This window comes from Pseudomonas ceruminis, from assembly GCF_021602025.1.
GTDB classification, from domain to species: Bacteria; Pseudomonadota; Gammaproteobacteria; order Pseudomonadales; family Pseudomonadaceae; genus Aquipseudomonas; species Aquipseudomonas ceruminis.
Genome location: NZ_BQHW01000006.1, coordinates 198,328 through 219,596, shown reverse-complemented (window position 1 = coordinate 219,596; position 21,269 = coordinate 198,328). Strand labels below are relative to the sequence as shown.

Below are 21,269 nucleotides of genomic sequence, written 5' to 3'. Positions count from 1 at the left end.
GATTTCAGATGCAACTGACGCCGGTCGCCCCTACAAGGGCACCAGCCAATGCTGTGCCGTGAAGCGCAAGTGTTCGGTCAGTTGCGCGAGCAGGTGCCCGCCATTGCGCCAATGATGCCAGTACAGCGGCACATCGATGGGGGTATCGGCACATATTTCCACCAGTTGCCCGTTGCCCAACTGCTCACGGGCCTGCAGTTCAGGGACCAGCCCCCAGCCAAGGCCCGCTTCGGTCATGCGCAGGAAACCTTCGGAGGAGGGGCACAGGTGATGCAGGAAACCATCCTCGATGCCCAGCGATGCCAGGTAACGGTGCTGCAGAAAGTCGTCCGGGCCATAGACGATGGCAGGGGTACGTGCCAGACGCTTGACCTCGAAGCCCTGAGGAAAATGCCGCGCCATGAACGCCGGGCTGGCCAGTGCCCGATAGCGCATGGCACCCAGCGGCAGGCTGCGGGCCCCGGCCACCGGCCGCTCGCTGCCACACAGGCAGGCTGCCACTTCACCGGCACGCATGCGCTTGAGGCCAACTTCCTGGTCCTCTACCACCAGTTCGGTGAGCACCCGCTGCTCGGCGCAGAACGTCCCGACCGCACTCGCCCACCACGTGGCCAGGCTGTCGGCGTTGAGGGCGATACGCAGGCGCTCCGGCATGCCCTCTACATCCAGTGCCGGCACCTGGCGCTGCAGGTCACGTTCGAGCAAACGCACCTGTTGCACATGGTTGAGCAATTGCCGCCCCACCTCAGTCGGGCTCGGCGGTGTGGCGCGCACCAGCACCGGCTGGCCAACCCGAGCCTCGAGCAGCTTGATGCGCTGGGAAATGGCTGATTGCGACAGCCCCAGTACCTGCGCTGCCCGCTCGAACCCACCTTGCTCGATGACCGCGGCGAGGGCAGCCAGCAGCTTGTAATCGAACATCGATTTTCCTAATGACTGATCAGCGTTATTTGTTTTTCTTATACAGCCTAGCCACGGACAATGGCCAGCATCTTCTCTGGAGTATCTGCCATGTGGCAAAGCTATCTGAACGGCATGCTGGTCGCCTTCGGCCTGATCATGGCCATTGGCGCACAGAACGCCTTCGTCCTGGCGCAAAGCCTGCGCCGCGAACATCACCTGCCAGTCGCAGCGCTGTGCATTGTCTGTGATGCCCTCCTGGTGGCGGCCGGTGTATTCGGCCTGGCCACGGTGCTGGCGCACAACCCGACGCTGCTGGCCATCGCCCGCTGGGGCGGCGCCGTATTCCTGATCTGGTATGGCGCCAAGGCCTTGCGCAGCGCCTGTTCCAAACAGAGCCTGCAACACCAGGAAGGCCAAGGCATACGCTCCCGCCGCGCCGTACTGCTCAGTGCCCTGGCGGTGACCCTGCTGAACCCCCATGTGTACCTGGACACCGTGCTGCTGATCGGCTCGCTCGGCGCTCAGCAGACCGTGCCCGGCGCCTATGTGGCCGGAGCCGCCAGTGCCTCGGCGCTCTGGTTCACTACCTTGGCGGTCGGCGCCGCATGGCTGGCGCCCTGGCTGGCACGTCCGGCTACCTGGCGTATGCTCGACCTGATGGTGGCGGTGATGATGTTCGCTGTGGCGGCGCAACTGATCTTCACGTGACGTGAAGCGGCCTTACGTCCGCCCGTCGGCCCCGGCCAACCGCTCTGGAACCTCTATTCCCTATCTTTGTTGCGTGGTTATGCGCCGGGGCTGGTGCTATGATCCAGCCCTTGCGTCGCAAAGAGTACAAACTCGCCGACGCACATAGGGCCGCCCGTGATCGGCCTTGCGCAAACCGCGAACTAGACCTGAATCAGGAGATCTACCATGGCTTTTGAATTGCCGCCGCTGCCGTACGCCCATGATGCCCTGCAGCCGCACATCTCCAAGGAAACCCTGGAGTATCACCACGACAAGCACCACAACACCTATGTCGTGAACCTGAACAACCTGGTCCCAGGCACCGAATTCGAAGGCAAGACGCTGGAAGAGATCGTCAAGACCTCTTCGGGCGGCATCTTCAACAACGCCGCTCAAGTCTGGAACCACACCTTCTACTGGAACTGCCTGGCGCCAAACGCTGGCGGCCAGCCGACCGGTGCCCTGGCTGATGCCATCAACGCCGCTTTCGGCTCCTTCGACAAGTTCAAGGAAGAGTTCACCAAGACTTCGGTTGGCACCTTCGGTTCCGGCTGGGGCTGGCTGGTGAAGAAAGCTGACGGTTCCCTGGCCCTGGCCAGCACCATTGGCGCCGGCTGCCCGCTGACCAGCGGCGACACCCCGCTGCTGACCTGCGACGTCTGGGAACACGCCTACTACATCGACTACCGCAACCTGCGTCCGAAGTACGTCGAGGCGTTCTGGAACCTGGTCAACTGGAAGTTCGTTGCCGAGCAGTTCGAAGGCAAGACCTTCAAGGCCTGATTCCCTCAGCCTTGATTCAGAAAACCCGGCCATGTGCCGGGTTTTTTTATGGGGTTTCATTCAGGCTCAGCGGTGTACCCGTGGGCGTGGGCTTGCCTCGTGAAGAGGCGCGTCACCGATACTGCAAAGTTGCGAGCCGCAGTTTACCCCGTAGCTCTTGCTCCCCCCGCATACCGCGCTAACATCAAACGTCTGGACGTTCGCTACAGCGCACTCAAGTTGCAGGGTAAGGCAACCGATACACTGCTCAGTACAGCCCCAACGGCCGATAGTGTATTGCCAACGATAATGGCAAAATGATGTCACGCGCATGGATTAAGGAAACCCCATTGAAGCTGGAATTGCGGAACAGCTTATCGGTCAAGTTGCTCAGGGTCGTACTCCTTTCGGCGCTGGCGGTTGGTGTCGTCCTTAGTTGCGCGCAGATCGTCTACGACACCTACAAGACCCGCCAGGCCGTCAACAACGATGCCCAGCGCATCCTTGACATGTTCCGCGACCCATCGACCCAGGCGGTCTACAGCCTTGACCGGGAAATGGGCATGCAGGTCATGGAAGGTCTGTTCCAAGACGAATCGGTGCGCAAAGCCTCCATCGGACATCCCAACGAAACCATGCTGGCCGAGAAGTCCCGCCCTTTGCTGGACACCTCGATGCGCTGGCTGACCGACCTGATCCTCGGCCAGGAACGTACCTACACCACGCAACTGGTCGGGCGCGGGCCCTACAGCGAATACTACGGCGACCTGAGCATCACCCTGGACACCGCCGCCTACGGTGAAGACTTTCTGCTCAACGCCATCATCATCTTCATTTCCGGTGTGCTGCGGGCCTTGGCCATGGGCCTGGTGCTGTACCTGGTCTACCACTGGTTGTTGACCAAGCCCCTGTCGAAGATCATCGAGCACCTCACCCAGATCAACCCTGATCGCCCAAGCCAACACCAGATCCCGCTGCTCAAAGGCCACGAGAAGAACGAGCTGGGCATCTGGGTCAACACCGCCAACCAGCTGCTGGCCTCGATCGAGCGCAACACCCACCTGCGCCATGAAGCCGAGAACAGCCTGCAGCGCATGGCTCAGTACGACTTCCTCACCGGCTTGCCCAACCGCCAGCAATTGCAGACACAGCTGGACAAAATCCTGGTCGACGGCGGCCGCCTGCAACAGCGTGTGGCGGTGTTGTGCGTAGGCCTGGACGACTTCAAGGGCATCAACGAACAGTTCAGCTACCAGGTTGGCGACCAGTTGCTGTTGGCCCTGGCCGATCGCCTGCGCGCTCACAGTGGCCGGCTGGGCGCCCTGGCACGCCTGGGTGGTGACCAGTTCGCTCTGGTCCAGGCCAACATCGAACAGCCCTATGAAGCCGCAGAACTGGCACAGAGCATCCTCGACGACCTGGAAGTGCCGTTCGGCCTGGACCATCAGCAGATCCGCCTGCGTGCGACCATCGGCATCACCCTGTTCCCCGAGGACGGCGACAGCACCGAGAAGCTGCTGCAAAAAGCCGAGCAGACCATGACCCTGGCCAAGGCGCGTTCACGCAACCGTTACCAGTTCTACATTGCCAGCGTCGACAGCGAGATGCGTCGGCGCCGCGAGATGGAAAAGGACCTGCGCGAGGCGTTGACGCGCAACCAGCTGTATCTGGTTTACCAGCCACAGATCAGCTACCGCGACCACCGCGTGGTCGGCGTTGAAGCGCTCCTGCGCTGGCAGCATCCGGAGTTGGGCATGGTTCCGCCAGACCAGTTCATCCCGCTGGCCGAGCAGAACGGCAGCATCATCAGCATCGGCGAGTGGGTGCTCGATCAGGCCTGCCGGCAACTGCGCGAATGGCACGACCTGGGCTTCGCCGAACTGCGTATGGCCGTCAACCTGTCGACCGTGCAACTGCACCACAATGAGCTCCCAAGGGTGGTCAACAACCTGCTGCAGGCCTACCGCTTGCCGCCGCGCAGCCTCGAGCTGGAAGTGACCGAAACCGGTCTGATGGAAGACATCAGTACCGCCGCCCAGCACCTGCTCAGCCTGCGCCGCTCAGGGGCGATGATCGCCATCGACGACTTCGGCACCGGTTACTCGTCGCTGAGCTACCTCAAGTCGTTGCCACTGGACAAGATCAAGATCGACAAGAGCTTCGTCCAGGACCTGCTTGACGACGATGACGACGCCACCATCGTTCGGGCCATCATCCAGCTGGGCAAGAGCCTGGGGATGCAGGTGATCGCCGAAGGGGTGGAAACCGCCGAGCAGGAGAGCTACATCATCGCCCAAGGCTGCCATGAAGGTCAGGGCTACCACTACAGCAAACCGCTTTCGGCCCGTGAGTTGACCCATTTCCTCAAACAGGCGCAGCGCAATCAGGTTTCCGCGCTGTAAGCCATTCCCCTGGGTTACACACCGTGACGCGCATTTACATGAATTGCGTGCCGCGCCCCTTTACAGCAAATGCAAATCTTTCGCATGATGTTGCGCTTTCACGTGCCACGCCACACTGTCCAACCACACGACGCAGGGAAACCAATAATGATTCGAATGCCTCTGGCCTCCGCCAGTCTGCTGGCCATCGCCATCGCTCTCGCCGGTTGCGGTGAAAGCAAGGACGGCAAGGCTGCCGCCCCGCAAGCACAGGCACCTGCTGCCGCCAGCACCGCTGCTGCGGCGCCGGGGGCCGTCGACGAAGCGGCCGGCAAGGCCGTGGTCAAGCATTACACCGAGATGGTCTACACCGTTTACAGCGATTCGCTGAGCACCGCCAAGACCCTGCAAAGCGCCATCGACGCGTTCCTCGCCAAGCCCAATGACGAGACCCTGAACGCCGCCAAGGCCGCCTGGGCCGCTGCCCGCGTTCCATACCTGCAGAGCGAGGCGTTCCGCTTCGGCAACACGATCATCGACGACTGGGAAGGCCAGGTTAACGCCTGGCCCCTGGACGAAGGCCTGATCGATTATGTCGACAAGAGCTACGAGCACGCCTTGGGCAACCCGGCGGCCAACGCCAACATCATCGCCAACACCGAGATCCAGGTGGGCGAAGAGAAGATCGACGTCAAGGACATCACCCCCGAGAAACTGGCCAGCCTGAACGAGCTGGGCGGTTCCGAAGCCAACGTCGCCACCGGTTACCACGCGATCGAGTTCCTGCTCTGGGGCCAGGACCTGAACGGCACCGGCCCAGGCGCGGGCAACCGCCCGGCGTCGGACTACCTCGAAGGCCAGGGCGCCACGGGCGGCCACAACGACCGTCGCCGCGCCTACCTGAAAGCGGTTACCGAGCTGCTGGTCACCGACCTCGAAGAGATGGTCGGCAACTGGGCGCCGAACGTAGCCGACAACTACCGCGCCACGCTGGAAGCCGAGCCTGCGGCCGATGGCCTGCGCAAGATGCTGTTCGGCATGGGTAGCCTGTCGCTGGGCGAACTGGCTGGCGAACGCATGAAAGTCTCGCTGGAAGCCAACTCGCCAGAAGACGAGCAGGACTGCTTCAGCGACAACACCCACTACTCGCACTTCTACGACGCCAAAGGCATCCGTAACGTCTACCTGGGTGAGTACACCCGTGTCGACGGCACCAAGCTGACCGGCCCGAGCCTGTCCGAACTGGTGGCCAAAGCCGACCCGGCGACCGACGCGACCCTCAAGGCCGACCTGGAAGCCACCGAAGCGAAGATCCAGGTCATCGTCGACCATGCGCTCAAGGGTGAGCACTACGACCAGCTGATCGCTGCCGACAACGCTGCCGGCAACCAGATCGTGCGTGACGCCATCGCCGCCCTGGTCAAGCAGACCGGCGCGATCGAGCAGGCGGCTGGCAAGCTGGGCATTGCCAATCTGAACCCGGACACCGCCGATCACGAGTTCTGATCACGCCGTTGCGGTGCTGAAAGAGGCGGCCTTCGGGTCGCCTTTTTTCTGTTCGGGACGGGTACATTTTCATCCGGCAATTGCAAATTGCTCTTATTCAAACACCCCCAGCCTGCTAAGCTTGCACGCCGGTTTTTCGCCCACGCCCAGGATTTTGCATGTCCTTGTCGCTGTTCAGACTCCCTACCCTGCTGCTGGCCCTCGCCCTCGCCGCCTGTGACGACGCCCCGCGTTTCACTCAGGCCGAGCCGGGCGAAGCGCTGTCGGGTGGCCAGGCGACTGTCCAGCGCAGCGATCGCAACGCCTTTTCCATGCCTTCGGCCAACCTGTCGCCCGAGCGGCGCCTGGACTTTGCCGTGGGCAACAGCTTTTTCCGCAGCCCATGGGTGATTGCCCCCTCCACCACCACCGCGCGCGACGGCCTCGGCCCGCTGTTCAACACCAATGCGTGCCAGAACTGCCACATCCGTGACGGCCGCGGCCATCCGCCAGAACTCGGTGACAGCAACGCGGTATCGATGCTGGTGCGCCTGTCGATTCCAGACCAGCCCTACTTGGCCAAGGAGATCGAGCGCATCGGCGTGGTGCCCGAACCGGTCTACGGTACTCAGTTGCAGGACATGGCCATCCCCGGCGTGGCCCCTGAAGGCAAGGTGCGGGTGACCTATGACCAGCAGACCGTCACCTTCAAGGATGGCCACCAGGTCGAGTTACGGCGCCCGACGCTGCAGATCACTCAGCTGGGCTACGGGCCGATGCACCCCGACACCCGGTTCTCGGCACGGGTGGCTCCGCCCATGATCGGCCTGGGCCTGCTCGAAGCCATTCCAGAGGCCGACATCCTGGCCAATGAAGACCCTGACGACCGCAACCGCGATGGCATTCGCGGACGAGCCAACCGGGTATGGGACGACGCCCAGGGCAAGACGGTAATCGGCCGTTTCGGCTGGAAGGCCGGGCAGCCCAACGTCAACCAGCAGAACGTGCACGCCTTTGCCGGTGACATGGGCCTGACCAGTACCCTGCACCCCAAGGACGACTGCACCCCAGCCCAGCTCGACTGCCTTGCCGCGCCCAATGGCGACGGCGCCGACGGTGAAAAGGAAGTCAGCGACAACATCCTGCGCCTGGTCACCTTCTACACCCGCAACCTGGGTGTACCGGCGCGCCGCGACGTCGGCGCCCCGCAGGTCTTGGCCGGCAAGAACCTGTTCTACCAGGCCGGCTGCCAGGGCTGCCACATCCCGCAGTTCACCACCGCCGCCAATGCTGCCGAGCCGGAGCTGGCCGGGCAGGTCATCCGCCCCTACAGCGACCTGTTGCTGCACGACATGGGCCCAGGTCTGGCTGACGAGCGCACCGAATTCGCCGCCAACGGCCAGGACTGGCGCACCCCTCCCCTGTGGGGCATCGGCCTGACCGAAGCCGTCAGCGGCCACACCCAGTACCTGCATGACGGCCGCGCCCGCAACCTGCTCGAAGCCGTGCTCTGGCACGGCGGCGAAGCCCAGGCCGCGCGCGACCATGTATTGACCTTCAATGCCGAGCAGCGAGCCGCGTTGCTGGCGTTCCTGAACTCACTTTAATACGCGCAAGGAGCCGGGCATGTTCCGACCCAAACTGTTGTTCACCAGCCTCGCCGCACTCGCCCTCGGCGCCTGCTCACCGCAGGACCCGCAGGCCGTGACCTCGGCCGCCATCGCCAAGCAGGTGATCCTGCCGACCTACAGCCGCTGGGTCGAAGCAGACCGTCAGCTGGCCAGCAGCGCCCTGGCCTACTGTGAAGGCAAGGAAAGCCTGGAAACCGCACGCGCCGACTTCCTCAATGCGCAAAAAGCCTGGGCCGAGCTGCAACCCCTGCTGGTCGGCCCGCTGGCTGAAGGCAACCGCGCCTGGCAAGTGCAGTTCTGGCCCGACAAGAAGAACCTGGTCGGCCGCCAGGTCGAGCAATTGGTCAATGGTGACAAGCCGGTCGATGTCGCTGCCCTGGGCAAGGCCAGTGTCGTGGTACGTGGCCTGTCGGCCTACGAGTACATCCTCTTCGATAGCAAGCCGGACATTGCCACCGCCGAGCAGAAAGCGCGCTACTGCCCGTTGCTGGTCGCTATTGGTGAGCACCAGAAGGCGCTGGCCGAAGAGATCCTCAAGGGCTGGAACAGCACCGACGGCATGCTCTCGCAGATGACCAAGTTCCCTAACCAGCGTTATGCCGACTCCCACGAGGCCATCGCCGACCTGTTGCGCGCCCAGGTGACCGCCCTGGATACCCTGAAGAAGAAGCTCGGTGCGCCGATGGGCCGCCAGAGCAAAGGCATCCCTCAGCCGTTGCAGGCCGAAGCCTGGCGCAGCCATTCTTCCCTGAAAAGCCTGGAAGCCAGCCTCAAGGCCGCTCAGGCCGTGTGGGTCGGGGTAGACAACCAGGGCCTGCGCGGCCTGCTGGGCAGCGACCAGAAAGCCCTGGCGCAGAAGATCGACGACGCCTACGCTACCGCCCTCAAGCTACTGGCCGACAACCAGAAGACCCTGGGCGAGCTGCTGGCCGACGACGCAGGCCAACAGGCGCTCAACCAGATCTACGACAGCCTCAACGTCGTCCACCGCTTGCATGAAGGCGAGCTGGCCAAGGCGTTGAACATTCAGCTGGGCTTCAATGCCAACGACGGTGACTGATCATGCTGCGACGCCAGGCCCTCAAACTCGGTAGCGTATTGCTCAGCGCCCTGACCCTGGGCGGCTGGAGCCTGTTCCGCAACAAAGGTAGCGAACCCCTGCTGCTGTCGGCGCGTGACGATGGCGACGGCAAGCACTATGCGGTCGGGTTTCGCCTGGACGGCACCCAGGTGTTCAGCACCCAGGTGGCGCAACGTTGCCACGCGATCATCAACCACCCCGAACTGCCGATCGCCGTGTTCGTCGCACGCCGCCCAGGCACCGAAAGCTACTTGGTCGACCTGCGCGACGGGCGCCTGCTGCAGACCGTCACGTCGCAACCGGACCGGCACTTCTATGGCCACGCCGTGATCCACAAGGGCGGGGAATGGCTGTATGCCACCGAGAACGACACCACCGACCCGGGGCGTGGCGTCCTGGGTGTCTACCGTTTCGAAGGCGAGCGCCTGGTGCACACCGGCGAGATCCCGACCCACGGCATCGGCCCCCATGAGGTGGCCTGGCTGCCGGATGGCGAGACCCTGATCGTGGCCAACGGCGGCATCCGCACCGAGGCTGAGAGCCGGGTCGAGATGAACCTCCATGCCATGGAGCCGAGCCTGGTACTGATGCAGCGCGACGGGACCTTGCTGAGCAAGGAAACGTTGGCCCAGCCGATGAACAGTGTGCGCCACCTGGCGGTGGGCAGTGATGGCACCATCGCCGCCTGCCAACAGTTCATGGGCGATGCTGACGAAACGGCCGAATTGCTGGCGATCAAGCGTCCAGGCGAGCGGTTCACCGCCTTTCCGGTCCCGGAACACCAACTGCAGGCGATGGCCCAGTACACCGCCAGCGTCGCCATCCATAGCGACCTGCGCCTGGTGGCACTGACCGCGCCACGGGCCAACCGCCTGTTTGTCTGGGACCTGGACAGTGGCGCGGTACGGCTGGATGCACCGATGCCTGATTGCGCGGGAGTCGGCGCGGTGAAAGACGGCTTTGTCGTCACCTCCGGGCAGGGGCGGTGCCGCTACTATGATTGCCGCAAGCAGGAGCTGGTCGGCCAGCCGATGGACCTGCCTTCCGGGTTCTGGGACAACCACCTGCACTTGGCCTGACACCGGGCCGCCTGCACCGGCTCATCGCCAGCAAACCGGTTCCCACAGGTTCACGCAATTCCTGTGGGAGCGGGCTTGCCGGCAACAGGGCCCTCCCCGCCAATATCTCCCCATCCTGGCAAAAACAGTCAATACTTCCCCAACCACACGTGGGCAGGATCGCCCGTTGTCGTGCCTAAACCAATAACAACCACGCATCCAAGGAACTGGACTATGCTGCGCCGCCGCATGCTTATCATGTTGGCCGTGGTTCTGCTGATCGTGCTGGCCCTGGCGGGCTACAAGGCCTTCTCGATCTACCAGCAGATCCAGATGTTCACTGCCCCCAAGCCCCCCATCACCGTGGCGGCAGCCGTGGCCGAAGAACGCCAGTGGCAGGAGCGCCTGCCCGCTGTGGGCAGCCTCAAGGCCCTGCAAGGCGTCGAGTTGAGCCTTGAGGTGGAAGGCACCGTCAAATCCCTGCACTTCGACTCCGGCCAGCCAGTCAAGGCGGGGCAACTGTTGCTGCAGCTCAACGATGACCAGGAATCGGCCCTGCTCGGGACTGCCCAGGCCGACCTGGGCCTGGCAAAGGTCGATTTCGGCCGTGGCAGCCAACTGGTGGGCGACTCGGCCATCTCCCGCGGTGAATATGACCGCCTCACCGCGCAATATCGGCGTAACCAGGCGGTGGTCGACCAGCTCAAGGCGTCCAAGACCAAGAAAAGCATCAGCGCCCCGTTCAGCGGCACCATCGGCATCCGCCAGGTGGATGTCGGCGACTACTTGGCCGCAGGCACGGTGATCGCCACCTTGCAGGACCTTTCCAGCCTCTACGTCGACTTCAATGTGCCCGAACAGGCCCTGCCGCACCTGAGCCTCGGCCAGCAGGTGCTGGTGCAGGTGGCCGCTTACCCGGGCCAGACCTTCCCCGCGAGCCTCAGCGCCATCAACCCCAAGGTCGAAGAGAGCACGCGCAACCTGCTGATACGCGCCACCTTGGCCAACCCGGACGGCAAGCTGCTGCCCGGCATGTTCGCCAATTTGCTGATTTTGCTGCCCGACCCACAGGCACGGGTGGTGGTGCCGGAAAGCGCCATCACCTACACGCTGTATGGCAACTCGGTGTATGTCGCCACACCGCGCAAAGACAAGGACGGCAACCCGATGCTGGACGACAAGGGCCAGCCGCAACTCAGCGCCGAGCAACGCACCGTGCAGACCGGCGAACGCCGCGCGGGTGTGGTGGTGATCAGCAAGGGGCTCACGGCGGGTGAGCAGGTGGTGACCGCCGGGCAGCTCAAGCTGACCCCCGGCGCCGCTATCCGCCTCGGCCAGGACACAGCACTCAAACCCGAACAGAGCGCTCCGCGCGCAGACTGACCAGGAGGCTGGCATGGCGTTCACCGACCCGTTCATCCGCCGCCCGGTACTGGCCAGCGTGGTCAGCCTGCTGATCCTGCTGCTAGGCTTCCAGGCCTGGAGCAAGCTGCAGATTCGCCAATACCCGCAAATGGAAAACGCCCTGATCACGGTGACCACCGCCTACCCTGGCGCGAACGCCGAAACCATTCAGGGCTACATCACCCAGCCGCTGCAGCAGAGCCTGGCCAGTGCCGAAGGCATCGATTACATGACCTCGGTGAGTCGGCAGAACTTCTCGGTGATCTCCATCTACGCGCGCATCGGCGCCGACAGCGACCGGTTGTTCACCGAGCTGCTGGCCAAGGCCAACGAAGTGCGCAACAAACTCCCCCAGAACTCCGAAGACCCGGTGCTCAGCAAGGAAGCCGCCGATGCCTCGGCGCTGATGTACCTCAGCTTCTACAGCAAGGAAATGAGCAACCCGCAGATCACCGACTACCTGTCGCGGGTCATCCAGCCCAAGCTGGCCACGTTGCCAGGCATGGCCGAGGCGGAGATTCTCGGCAACCAGGTGTTTGCCATGCGTATCTGGATCGACCCGGTGAAGCTGGCTGGCTTTGGCCTGTCGGCCACCGACGTGACCAATGCGGTACGCCGCTACAACTTCCTGTCTGCCGCCGGTGAGGTGAAGGGCGAGTACGTGGTCACCAGTATCAACGCCAGTACCGAGCTGAAATCGGCCGAGGCCTTCGCCGCCTTGCCGGTCAAGACCAGCGGCGACAGCCGCGTGCTGCTGGGCGATGTGGCGCGGGTCGAGATGGGCGCAGAAAACTACGACACGGTCAGTTCGTTCGACGGTACCCCGTCGGTGTATATCGGCATCAAGGCGACCCCGGCAGCCAACCCGCTGGAAGTGATCAAGGAAGTTCGGCGCATCATGCCCGAGCTGGAAAGCCAGCTGCCCTCAGCGCTCAAGGTGTCGATCGCCTACGACGCCACCCTGTTCATCCAGGCCTCCATCGACGAAGTGGTCAAGACCCTCGGTGAAGCGGTGCTGATCGTCATCGTGGTGGTGTTCCTGTTCCTCGGTGCCCTGCGCTCGGTACTGATCCCGGTGGTGACGATTCCCCTGTCGATGATCGGCGTGCTGTTCTTCATGCAGATGATGGGCTACTCGCTCAACCTGCTGACCCTGCTGGCCATGGTGCTGGCCATCGGCCTGGTGGTGGACGATGCAATTGTCGTGGTGGAGAACATCCACCGGCACATGGAAGAAGGCAAGTCGCCGTTCGACGCGGCCCTTGAGGGCGCTCGGGAAATCGCGATGCCGGTGGTGTCGATGACCATCACTCTGGCTGCCGTCTATGCGCCGATCGGCTTCCTCACCGGGCTTACAGGGGCCTTGTTCAAGGAGTTCGCCCTGACCCTGGCCGGGGCGGTGATCATTTCCGGCATCGTGGCCCTCACCCTTTCACCGATGATGTGCGCCCTGCTGCTGCGCCGGGAGCAGAACCCCAGCGGCCTGGCCCATCGCCTTGACCAGCTGTTCGAACGCCTGAAGGTACGCTACCAGCGCCTGCTGCACGCCACCCTCGACAGTCGGCCGGTGGTGCTGGTGTTTGCCGTGATCGTGCTGTGCCTGATCCCGGTGCTGCTCAAGTTTACCCAGAACGAACTGGCGCCCGCCGAGGACCAGGGGGTGATCTTCATGATCAGCAGCTCACCGCAGCCGGCCAACCTTGATTACCTCAACGCCTACACCGACCAGTTCACACCACTGTTCAAAACCTTCCCCGAGTACTACTCGTCGTTCCAGATCAATGGTTTCAATGGTGTGCAGAGCGGCATTGGTGGTTTTTTGCTCAAGCCCTGGAACGAGCGCGACCGCACCCAAATGGCGCTGCTGCCGCTGGTGCAGGCCAAGCTTGAGGAAATCGGCGGCCTGCAGATTTTCGGCTTCAACCTGCCCTCGTTGCCCGGCACCGGCGAGGGCCTGCCGTTCCAGTTCGTGATCAATACCGCTGGCGACTACCCGGCACTGCTGGAGGTGGCCCAGCGCATCAAGACGCGCGCCCAGGCGTCTGGCAAGTTCGCCTTCCTCGACATCGACCTGGCCTTCGACAAGCCCGAAGTGGTGGTCGATATCGACCGGGCCAAGGCGGCGCAAATGGGGGTGTCGATGGACACCTTGGGCGGCACGCTGGCGACCTTGCTGGGCGAGGCGGAAATCAACCGCTTCACCCTGGAAGGACGCAGCTACAAGGTAATTGCCCAGGTCGAGCGGCCGTACCGCGACAACCCCGGCTGGCTCAACAACTACTACGTAAAGAACGACCAGGGCCAACTGTTGCCGCTGTCGAGCCTGATAACACTCACCGACCGCGCCCGCCCGCGCCAGCTCAACCAGTTCCAGCAGTTGAACGCGGCGATCATCCAGGGCGTGCCTATGGTCAGCCTGGGCGAAGCGCTGAAGACCGTGCAGGACATCGCCCGCGAAGAGGCCCCGGAAGGCTTCGCCTTCGACTATGCCGGCGTCGCCCGCCAGTACGTTCAGGAAGGCAGCGCGCTGTGGGTTACCTTCGGCCTGGCACTGGCGATCATCTTCCTGGTGCTGGCAGCGCAATTTGAAAGCTTCCGCGACCCGCTGGTGATCCTGGTGACGGTGCCGTTGTCGATCTGCGGGGCGCTGCTGCCGCTGTTCCTGGGTATATCGAGCATGAACATCTACACCCAGGTCGGGCTGGTGACCTTGATCGGGCTGATCAGCAAGCACGGCATCCTCATCGTCGAGTTCGCCAACCAGTTGCGTGAGGAACGCGGCCTGAGCGTGCGCGAGGCGATCGAGGAAGCGGCGGCCATTCGCCTGCGGCCGGTGCTGATGACCACGGCGGCGATGGTGTTCGGCATGGTGCCGCTGATTCTCGCGACCGGAGCGGGGGCGGTCAGCCGTTTTGACATCGGTACGGTGATTGCCACCGGGATGTCGATTGGCACGCTGTTTACCTTGTTCGTGCTGCCTTGTATCTACACCTTGCTGGCGCACAAGACAAACGCCAAGGAACCTATAACAGCCTGACCCGGCCTCTTCGCGGGCTTGCCCGATGGAACAGCTAGGCCTGCCTCATGATACCGATGATTTTATGTACAGCAGGAACGACGATGGTACGCCCCGCTGCGGCTACGCAAGCATTAGCCCGCTATCCGCAGCAGGCAGGGGCAGCAGCGTCGCTCAACACAACAGTGCTCTTTGCCGGGGGTGGTTTCGCAGGCACTTTGATTGCGTCAGCTGAACATCTGCTTCCATTGAGCTTGGGGATTCTGTTGTTGGGCAGCGCCATTAGCGGTTTCCTGCTGCTCACGTGCCTCAAAGGCAACAGCCTGCAGCACTGCTGACTTCTGCAGCAGAGGCCAGAAAGACAAACAAAAAAATGCCAGAGGCCCCGCAATCGCGAGGCCTCTGGCATTTCTAGCTCCCGTAAGGTTCAACCAAAAGGCCGTAACCCCTGACGCAAACCAAACAGGAACAGCAAAAGGTCCTGGTCCGGCGCAACCTGTGCCTGCTGCTGCGGTTTCGCTTCCCGCGGCAACGCGCACTGGTCGGCCATTTCAGCCTTGCTGAACACGGTCGGCCTGGGCTCTTCCCAGGCCGCGACCGCAGCGGTGGTTACCGCCAGGCCAGCTACCAGGAACAAAGCTCGAGCGATTTCTAGTTTCATTGCCCTAACCCTTTGACAGCGCTGCCAAACGCCATCTGGTAAAAGTAGAGCAGCGATTGCCATTCTGCGTCATTGAGCGACGAATGGCGGCGCAGCTGACGCAGGTCGTTGCCCGCTGCACGCTGACAACTGATACGGCGCCGGCATTTTTCAAGGTCGAGCAGCGCCACTTCAACACGGGCCTGTTCGCCTTCGCCGATCACCTTGATGAAAACGTGCTTGCCATAAAGGCAGCCATGCTGCCAATGCCCCCGGTGCATGCGCGCCAGGTTGTCGGCCAGCTCCTTGAGCATGCGCTCGTGCACCACCTGGGGATAACGCTCTCGCGCCCCTTCAGCGTGCCAGGTGTCAAGCTCGACAAAACCTTCCAGCGCCTCACTGACCAGCAGCGCCCGCCATTGGTGATCGGCATCACGCTCGGCACCGCAGAAGACGATACGCGGTACGCGCACACCCAGCTGCTCGAAGCTGTTCAACGCATCGAGTTCACGTAGCACGGTCGGCCTGCCGAAGGGGTGCATCAGGCTGCGATAGATATGCCCGACCTGCCGCTTGGCATACAGCAGCTTGCCATTGGCGTCGTTAAGACGCTGCACACCGCTTTCGCCACCACGCCGCTGGTTAGGCTCCTCGACCCATTCGCCCTGCTGACGCCAGTAATAATCGAACCGTGACTCCCCATTCTGGGTTACAGCCATCAAACACTACCCCTTACGTAATACATAGACTCGCCACATGGCATAGAACGGCAGGAAGTCGAGGCGTTCCTGGATTCTGAAGCCGGCGGCCTTGAATTCTTCTTCAACTGTCTCCGCCGGTAACACAAAACGGTTCTGGTAGCTGTCCTGCTCCGCCTTGGCACTGCGCCGTTGCTCGAGCTTCTTGCGCCGCCAGGCCTTGAAGTTACCGTCCACCCACAATGACAGGATTACACTGTCACGGCTAACCCTTTGAAACTCAGAGAGAATTCTTTTGCGGTGAGCCGCTTCGCCGATGTGATGGAACAACCGCATGCAGAAGATGCTGTCTACGGCGTTATCCGGCAAATCGATGTCGAACGCCGATGTCTGCAAAGGCCGTACCCGCGCAACCACTTCTGGCGGTTGTGCCTTGCAGGCTGTCTCGATCATCGCCTCGGAGTTATCGGCGCCAATGATCACGCGGTTCGGCTTTTCCGCCAGCAATGGCCAGAAGCGTCCCGCGCCGCAGGGTAGGTCCAGCACCAACCCGGGTTCTCCCGCCAGCGCCAGTGCTCGACGCGCCAGTTGCTCATCGCGCTGGTGAGACAGGCGACGCGCCAGGCCGTCCTGGTGCTTGAGGAAGTACTCCTGCGCATGTTGCTGGTCGTACTTCTGGGAAAATTCGAGTTTGATCGGGCTACGCATTGGGCATCTCCTGGCTCCAGTGCGCTCACCTTAGGTAAAGAAGCGTAGGTAACAGGTCATGCCCGTGTGAAAAAAATGTTATGCGCCGAACGACATGTTTCAGCGCATGGCTGTCACAGTTGCGAGGGGTCGGTTTTCTCCGCGCTCTGGCTAAGGTCGACCTGGAAGCGGCATCCGTGCGGTGCGGTGGATGTCAGGGTCACGCGCCAGCCCTGGTCGTCGCAGATGCGCTGCACCAGCGAAAGGCCAAGCCCAAGGCCCTCACCTCGCCGCTCGTCACCCCGGACGAAGGGCTGGAACATCGCCTCGCGCTGCTCTTCAGGGATACCCACGCCACTGTCCTCGACGCTGAAGCCCTTGGGGTCCAGGCTCAGGCGGATATAACCGCTGTCGGTGTAATGCGCAGCGTTGCGCAGCAGGTTACCCATCACCGATTGCAGGAAGGTGGCGTTGTACAGCAGCGGGCCAGCACTGACACGGCCATCGTAATACAGCGCCAAGCCCTTCTGTTCGATGGTATCTCGCCACACTCCAATCAGGTCATCGGCGACCTCGCACAGCGTAGCCTGGGACGCTACAGCCCCCTGATCGCGCTGGGCACGTGCCAGCATCAGGAAGGTCTTGACCAGCTCGCGCATTTCTTCGGTGGCGCGGGCTATGCGTTCCACCTGGTTGCGCGAACGGGTATCCAGGTTCGGGTTTTCCATAAGCAGTTCACAAGAGGTGGCCAGCACCATCAAGGGCGTACGCAGCTCATGGCTGACATCGCTGGTGAACAGCCGCTCCCGGGTCAAGGCATCGCGCAGACGCCCCAGCGTATCGTCGAACGCCACCGCCAACTGGCCGACTTCGTCCGCTGCATAGTCCGGCGCCAGCGGCGGCGCCAGGCCAAGCAACTGGTCGCGGTGACGGACCTGGCGTGCCAGGCGAATGACCGGTGCCATGACGCGCCGCGCCAACAGCCAGCCCAACACCACAGCCAGCACCAGGCTGAGCACAAAGCCTACTACCACGACGGCGAACAGCACCCGCTCTCGCTCCTCGAAATCGCTCTGGTCCTGCAGCAGCACATAGCGCCGGCCATCGACGATCTCGACCATGGCGTGGTAGGACAGTTGGTCGCGAAATACCTCATGGAAGCCGACATCGAGGTGGCGCAGGTCCTTGGGCAATTCGAAGTCGTCGCGCCCACCGCTGAAGTAGAACAGTTGGTCTGGACGAGGGCGATGGCTCCAGTCGCTGACGCTGTCCTTGCGCAACAGCCGTTGCAGGTCACCGCCCAACACCGAGGAAATCAACCGCTCCTCGACCAAATGCACTGTGGCGACAATGCCGAAGGCGAAGGCGCCGGCAACCAATGCACTCATCAACGCAAAAGCGATGATGATGCGCTGCGCCAGGCTTTGTTTAAACTCCATCGCGGCCCTCGGCGAGGCGATAGCCGACGCCATGGACGGTATGCAGCAAGGGCTTTTCGAACGGTTTGTCGATCACCTGACGCAACTGGTGCACATGGCTGCGCAAGCTGTCGCTGTCGGGGCAGTCGTCACCCCACAAGGCCTCTTCCAGCACCTCGCGGCGCAAAACGTGCGGGCTTTTCTGCATCAATACGGCAAGTAGCTTCAGGCCAACCGGGTTGAGCTTGAGCAAGCGCCCCTGACGGGTCACCTCAAGGGTATCCAGGTCGTAGCTCAGGTCTGCCACCTGCAAGGTGCGGCGCCCGCCACCCTGGGCCCGGCGCAGCACCGCTTCGATACGCGCGGCCAGCTCCGACAGCGCGAACGGTTTGAGCAGATAGTCGTCGGCGCCGGAGCGGAACCCCTGCAAACGGTCGTCCAGCTGGTCGCGGGCCGTGAGCATGATCACCGGCGTATCGCGGCGAGCGTCCTCACGCAGGCGCTTGCACAGGGTATAGCCGTCGATCCCGGGCAGCATGATGTCGAGCACGATCAAGTCGTAGTGCTCGGTAGCGGCTAGGTGCAGGCCGGACAGGCCGTCCTGGGCACAATCGACCGTATAGCCTTTCATGCCCAGGTAATCGGCCAGGTTGGCGAGGATATCGCGGTTGTCTTCAACCAAAAGAATACGCATCGGGTTCTCCTGTGCGGCGCTTCGCTGTGGTGCGCGGCAGGCGCAGCTTAAGGCCATCACCTGGACAGTGCCAGCCCTAGTGCAAATTCAGTGAACTTGACAGTTTTTTCACTGATCCTTCACGGACACAGGATAGCGGGCAGTCAACAATGCCCGGTCTTTTTCGCGCCCTGGAGTCGTCATGCAACAACGCATTCGTCCTCGTCCGATCAACCCCTGGCTGTATCTGGGCATCCCGCTGGCAACTGCGCTGGCGTTGGTGCTGCTTGAACTGACTTCGGTTGACATGGACGTGGCCTACCTGTTTTTCGACCAGGCAGCCGGCGAGTTTATCGGCCGCCACAGCTACTTGCTGGAGAATGTCCTGCATGATGGGGTCAAGCAGGGGGTGATCGGGCTCGGGCTGTTGGCGGTCGCAGCCTTCGCCTTGAGTTTTTTCTGGAAGCGGCTGTTCAGCTGGCGCCGCGAGCTGGGCTGCCTGGTGCTGGCGTTGGGCGTGTCCACGGCCTTCGTCACGCCGCTGAAAAAGGTCACCCAAGTGCAGTGCCCGTGGAGCCTGAGCCAGTTTGGTGGCAAGGAAACCTACAGCAAGCTGCTGGAGCCTCGCCCGCCTACCGACAAGCCGGGCCTGTGCTGGCCAGGTGGGCATGCAGCCACCGGCTTCTGCCTGTTCGGGTTGTTCTTCATGTTGCGTGACCGGCGCCCACGCCTGGCACGGGTAGCGTTGGCGGTGGCCTTCGTGGCCGGGTCGGTGCTGTCGGTGGGCCGGATGATGCAGGGCGCGCACTTTCTGTCGCACAACATCTGGACGGCCGTGTTCTGCTGGTTGATCGGGTTGGGCGCTTACTACCTTGTGCTGTATCGCCATGCAGTTGCCGAGCAGGATACTGCCCAGCCAGTCAATGCAGGCTAGACACGGGGCGGCTGCGCGGCCCATTCCCAGCCAGACGAAAAAGCCCCGGTTCTTTCGAACCGGGGCTTTTGAGGGTGCTGGGGTAAGGCTGGCTTACATCATGCCGCCCATGCCACCCATGCCGCCCATGTCAGGCATGCCACCTGCTGGCTTGTCTTCCGGCAGGTCGGCAACCATGGCTTCGGTGGTGATCATCAGACCGCCGATCGAAGCAGCAGCTTGCAGTGCCGAACGGGTGACCTTGGCTGGGTCCAGGATGCCCATCTCGATCATGTCGCCGTACTCGCCGCTAGCAGCGTTGTAGCCGTAGTTGCCCGAACCCTGCTTGACCTTGTCGGCCACAACGCTTGGCTCGTCGCCGGCGTTGGCAGTGATCTGACGCAGCGGCGCTTCAACAGCGCGACGCAGCAGGGCGATACCGACGTTCTGGTCTTCGTTGTCGCCTTTGAGGTCGACAATGGCAGCCAGAGCACGTACCAGGGCAACACCACCGCCAGGTACCACGCCTTCTTCAACGGCTGCACGGGTAGCGTGCAGGGCGTCTTCAACGCGGGCCTTTTTCTCTTTCATTTCAACTTCGGTGCCAGCACCGACCTTGATCACGGCAACACCGCCAGCCAGCTTGGCCAGGCGCTCTTGCAGCTTCTCACGGTCGTAGTCCGACGACGTTTCTTCGATCTGGGCACGGATCTGCTTGACGCGTGCTTCGATGTCAGCGTCGACGCCAGCGCCGTCGATGATGGTGGTGTTTTCCTTGGACAGGATGACGCGCTTGGCGTTACCCAGGTGCTCCAGGGTGGTGGTTTCCAGGGTCAGGCCGATTTCTTCGGAGATGACCTGGCCACCGGTCAGGACGGCGATGTCCTGCAGCATGGCCTTGCGGCGGTCGCCGAAGCCAGGTGCCTTGACTGCGGCAACCTTGACGATACCGCGCATGTTGTTGACGACCAGGGTCGCCAGCGCTTCGCCTTCAACGTCTTCGGCAACGATCAGCAGTGGGCGACCGGCCTTGGCAACGGCTTCCAGAACTGGCAGCAGTTCGCGGATGTTGGAGATCTTTTTGTCAACCAGCAGCAGCAGCGGGCCTTCCAGCTCGGCAACCATGGTGTCCGGCTTGTTGACGAAGTAGGGCGAAAGGTAGCCACGGTCGAACTGCATGCCTTCTACGACGGACAGTTCGTTTTCCAGGCCCGAGCCTTCTTCAACGGTGATCACGCCTTCTTTGCCGACTTTTTCCATGGCTTCGGCGATGATTTCACCGATGGAGTTGTCGGAGTTGGCGGAAATGGTACCGACCTGAGCGATGGCCTTGGAGTCGGCGCATGGCTTGGACAGGTTTTTCAGCTCGGCAACAACGGCAGCAGTGGCCTTGTCGATACCGCGCTTGAGGTCCATCGGGTTCATGCCGGCAGCGACGGCTTTCAGGCCTTCGTTGACGATGGCTTGAGCCAGAACGGTAGCGGTGGTGGTGCCGTCACCGGCAGCGTCGTTGGCCTTGGAAGCAACTTCCTTGACCAGCTGGGCGCCCATGTTTTCGAAGGCGTCCTTGAGCTCGATTTCTTTGGCGACGGAAACGCCGTCCTTGGTGATGGTCGGCGCGCCGAAGCTCTTGGCCAACACCACGTTGCGGCCTTTCGGGCCGAGGGTCGCTTTTACTGCGTCAGCCAGTACGTTGACACCAACCAGCATTTTCTTACGGGCGGAATCGCCGAATTTTACGTCTTTAGCAGCCATGATCGTTTAATCCTTGAAATTCTTTGGAGTAACGG

General features: G+C 62.4%; 18 protein-coding genes. 11 read left to right on the top strand and 7 right to left on the bottom strand.

All coding sequences use genetic code 11. The features are described from left to right. Positions 1 to 30: 30 nt before the first annotated feature. Entirely contained in the window at positions 31 to 921 is an 891-nt protein-coding gene (locus tag L6D80_RS10065) for a LysR family transcriptional regulator ArgP (RefSeq protein ID WP_176514854.1), read from the bottom strand. Positions 922 to 1,011: 90 nt separating this feature from the next. On the opposite strand from L6D80_RS10065, the gene L6D80_RS10060 reads away from it, so the two are divergent. From L6D80_RS10060 to L6D80_RS10015, 10 genes are all read left to right on the top strand, one after another. Beyond that, the gene (locus tag L6D80_RS10060; protein ID WP_176514856.1) at positions 1,012 to 1,611 is read left to right on the top strand and encodes a LysE/ArgO family amino acid transporter; all 600 of its coding nucleotides are present in this window, start codon (positions 1,012 to 1,014) and stop codon (positions 1,609 to 1,611) included. Positions 1,612 to 1,818: 207 nt separating this feature from the next. Next, positions 1,819 to 2,415: a superoxide dismutase gene (locus L6D80_RS10055; protein WP_054899300.1), complete on the top strand. Its 597-nt coding sequence runs from the start codon at positions 1,819 to 1,821 to the stop codon at positions 2,413 to 2,415. 329 nt (positions 2,416 to 2,744) lie between these two features. Then, positions 2,745 to 4,796: a putative bifunctional diguanylate cyclase/phosphodiesterase gene (locus L6D80_RS10050; protein WP_054899299.1), complete on the top strand. Its 2,052-nt coding sequence runs from the start codon at positions 2,745 to 2,747 to the stop codon at positions 4,794 to 4,796. 147 nt (positions 4,797 to 4,943) lie between these two features. Next, positions 4,944 to 6,281, top strand: coding sequence for an imelysin family protein (locus L6D80_RS10045; protein ID WP_176514858.1), 1,338 nt, complete (start codon positions 4,944 to 4,946; stop codon positions 6,279 to 6,281). 158 nt (positions 6,282 to 6,439) lie between these two features. Continuing rightward, positions 6,440 to 7,867, top strand: a complete 1,428-nt coding sequence (locus L6D80_RS10040) for a di-heme oxidoreductase family protein (RefSeq protein ID WP_054899297.1) — start codon at positions 6,440 to 6,442, stop codon at positions 7,865 to 7,867. Between the two features lie 19 nt (positions 7,868 to 7,886). Continuing rightward, the gene (locus tag L6D80_RS10035) at positions 7,887 to 8,951 is read left to right on the top strand and encodes an imelysin family protein (RefSeq protein ID WP_054899296.1); all 1,065 of its coding nucleotides are present in this window, start codon (positions 7,887 to 7,889) and stop codon (positions 8,949 to 8,951) included. A 2-nt stretch (positions 8,952 to 8,953) separates the two neighbouring features. Continuing rightward, the gene (locus L6D80_RS10030; RefSeq protein WP_054899295.1) at positions 8,954 to 10,051 is read left to right on the top strand and encodes a DUF1513 domain-containing protein; all 1,098 of its coding nucleotides are present in this window, start codon (positions 8,954 to 8,956) and stop codon (positions 10,049 to 10,051) included. A 213-nt stretch (positions 10,052 to 10,264) separates the two neighbouring features. Continuing rightward, positions 10,265 to 11,413, top strand: coding sequence for an efflux RND transporter periplasmic adaptor subunit (locus tag L6D80_RS10025; RefSeq protein WP_176514860.1), 1,149 nt, complete (start codon positions 10,265 to 10,267; stop codon positions 11,411 to 11,413). 13 nt (positions 11,414 to 11,426) lie between these two features. After that, on the top strand, positions 11,427 to 14,471 hold the full coding sequence (locus L6D80_RS10020; RefSeq protein WP_176514862.1) for a multidrug efflux RND transporter permease subunit: 3,045 nt from the start codon (positions 11,427 to 11,429) through the stop codon (positions 14,469 to 14,471). Between the two features lie 47 nt (positions 14,472 to 14,518). Then, the gene (locus L6D80_RS10015) at positions 14,519 to 14,788 is read left to right on the top strand and encodes an MFS transporter (protein ID WP_223849182.1); all 270 of its coding nucleotides are present in this window, start codon (positions 14,519 to 14,521) and stop codon (positions 14,786 to 14,788) included. Between the two features lie 89 nt (positions 14,789 to 14,877). Here L6D80_RS10015 and L6D80_RS10010 read toward each other — a convergent pair whose 3' ends face one another. The 5 genes from L6D80_RS10010 to colR form a co-directional block, all read right to left on the bottom strand. After that, on the bottom strand, positions 14,878 to 15,111 hold the full coding sequence (locus L6D80_RS10010) for a hypothetical protein (protein ID WP_054899291.1): 234 nt from the start codon (positions 15,109 to 15,111) through the stop codon (positions 14,878 to 14,880). Continuing rightward, complete coding sequence (locus L6D80_RS10005; RefSeq protein WP_054899290.1) at positions 15,108 to 15,809, bottom strand: lipopolysaccharide kinase InaA family protein; 702 nt, start codon at positions 15,807 to 15,809, stop codon at positions 15,108 to 15,110. The genes L6D80_RS10010 and L6D80_RS10005 overlap by 4 nt, the downstream gene beginning before the upstream one ends. A 6-nt stretch (positions 15,810 to 15,815) precedes the next feature. Continuing rightward, the gene (locus L6D80_RS10000) at positions 15,816 to 16,496 is read right to left on the bottom strand and encodes a class I SAM-dependent methyltransferase (RefSeq protein ID WP_054899289.1); all 681 of its coding nucleotides are present in this window, start codon (positions 16,494 to 16,496) and stop codon (positions 15,816 to 15,818) included. A gap of 113 nt (positions 16,497 to 16,609) precedes the next feature. Continuing rightward, complete coding sequence (locus L6D80_RS09995) at positions 16,610 to 17,914, bottom strand: sensor histidine kinase (RefSeq protein WP_176514864.1); 1,305 nt, start codon at positions 17,912 to 17,914, stop codon at positions 16,610 to 16,612. Further along, a complete protein-coding gene (gene colR / locus L6D80_RS09990) occupies positions 17,904 to 18,587 on the bottom strand; it encodes a two-component system response regulator ColR (protein WP_003255215.1) in 684 nt (227 codons plus the stop codon). The genes L6D80_RS09995 and colR overlap by 11 nt, the downstream gene beginning before the upstream one ends. A 181-nt stretch (positions 18,588 to 18,768) precedes the next feature. Here colR and L6D80_RS09985 point away from each other — a divergent pair, with 181 nt between their 5' ends. Beyond that, entirely contained in the window at positions 18,769 to 19,500 is a 732-nt protein-coding gene (locus L6D80_RS09985) for a phosphatase PAP2 family protein (RefSeq protein WP_054899287.1), read from the top strand. Positions 19,501 to 19,593: 93 nt separating this feature from the next. On the opposite strand, the gene groL is transcribed toward L6D80_RS09985, so the two are convergent. After that, a complete protein-coding gene (groL, locus tag L6D80_RS09980; protein WP_176514866.1) occupies positions 19,594 to 21,234 on the bottom strand; it encodes a chaperonin GroEL in 1,641 nt (546 codons plus the stop codon). Positions 21,235 to 21,269: the final 35 nt, after the last annotated feature.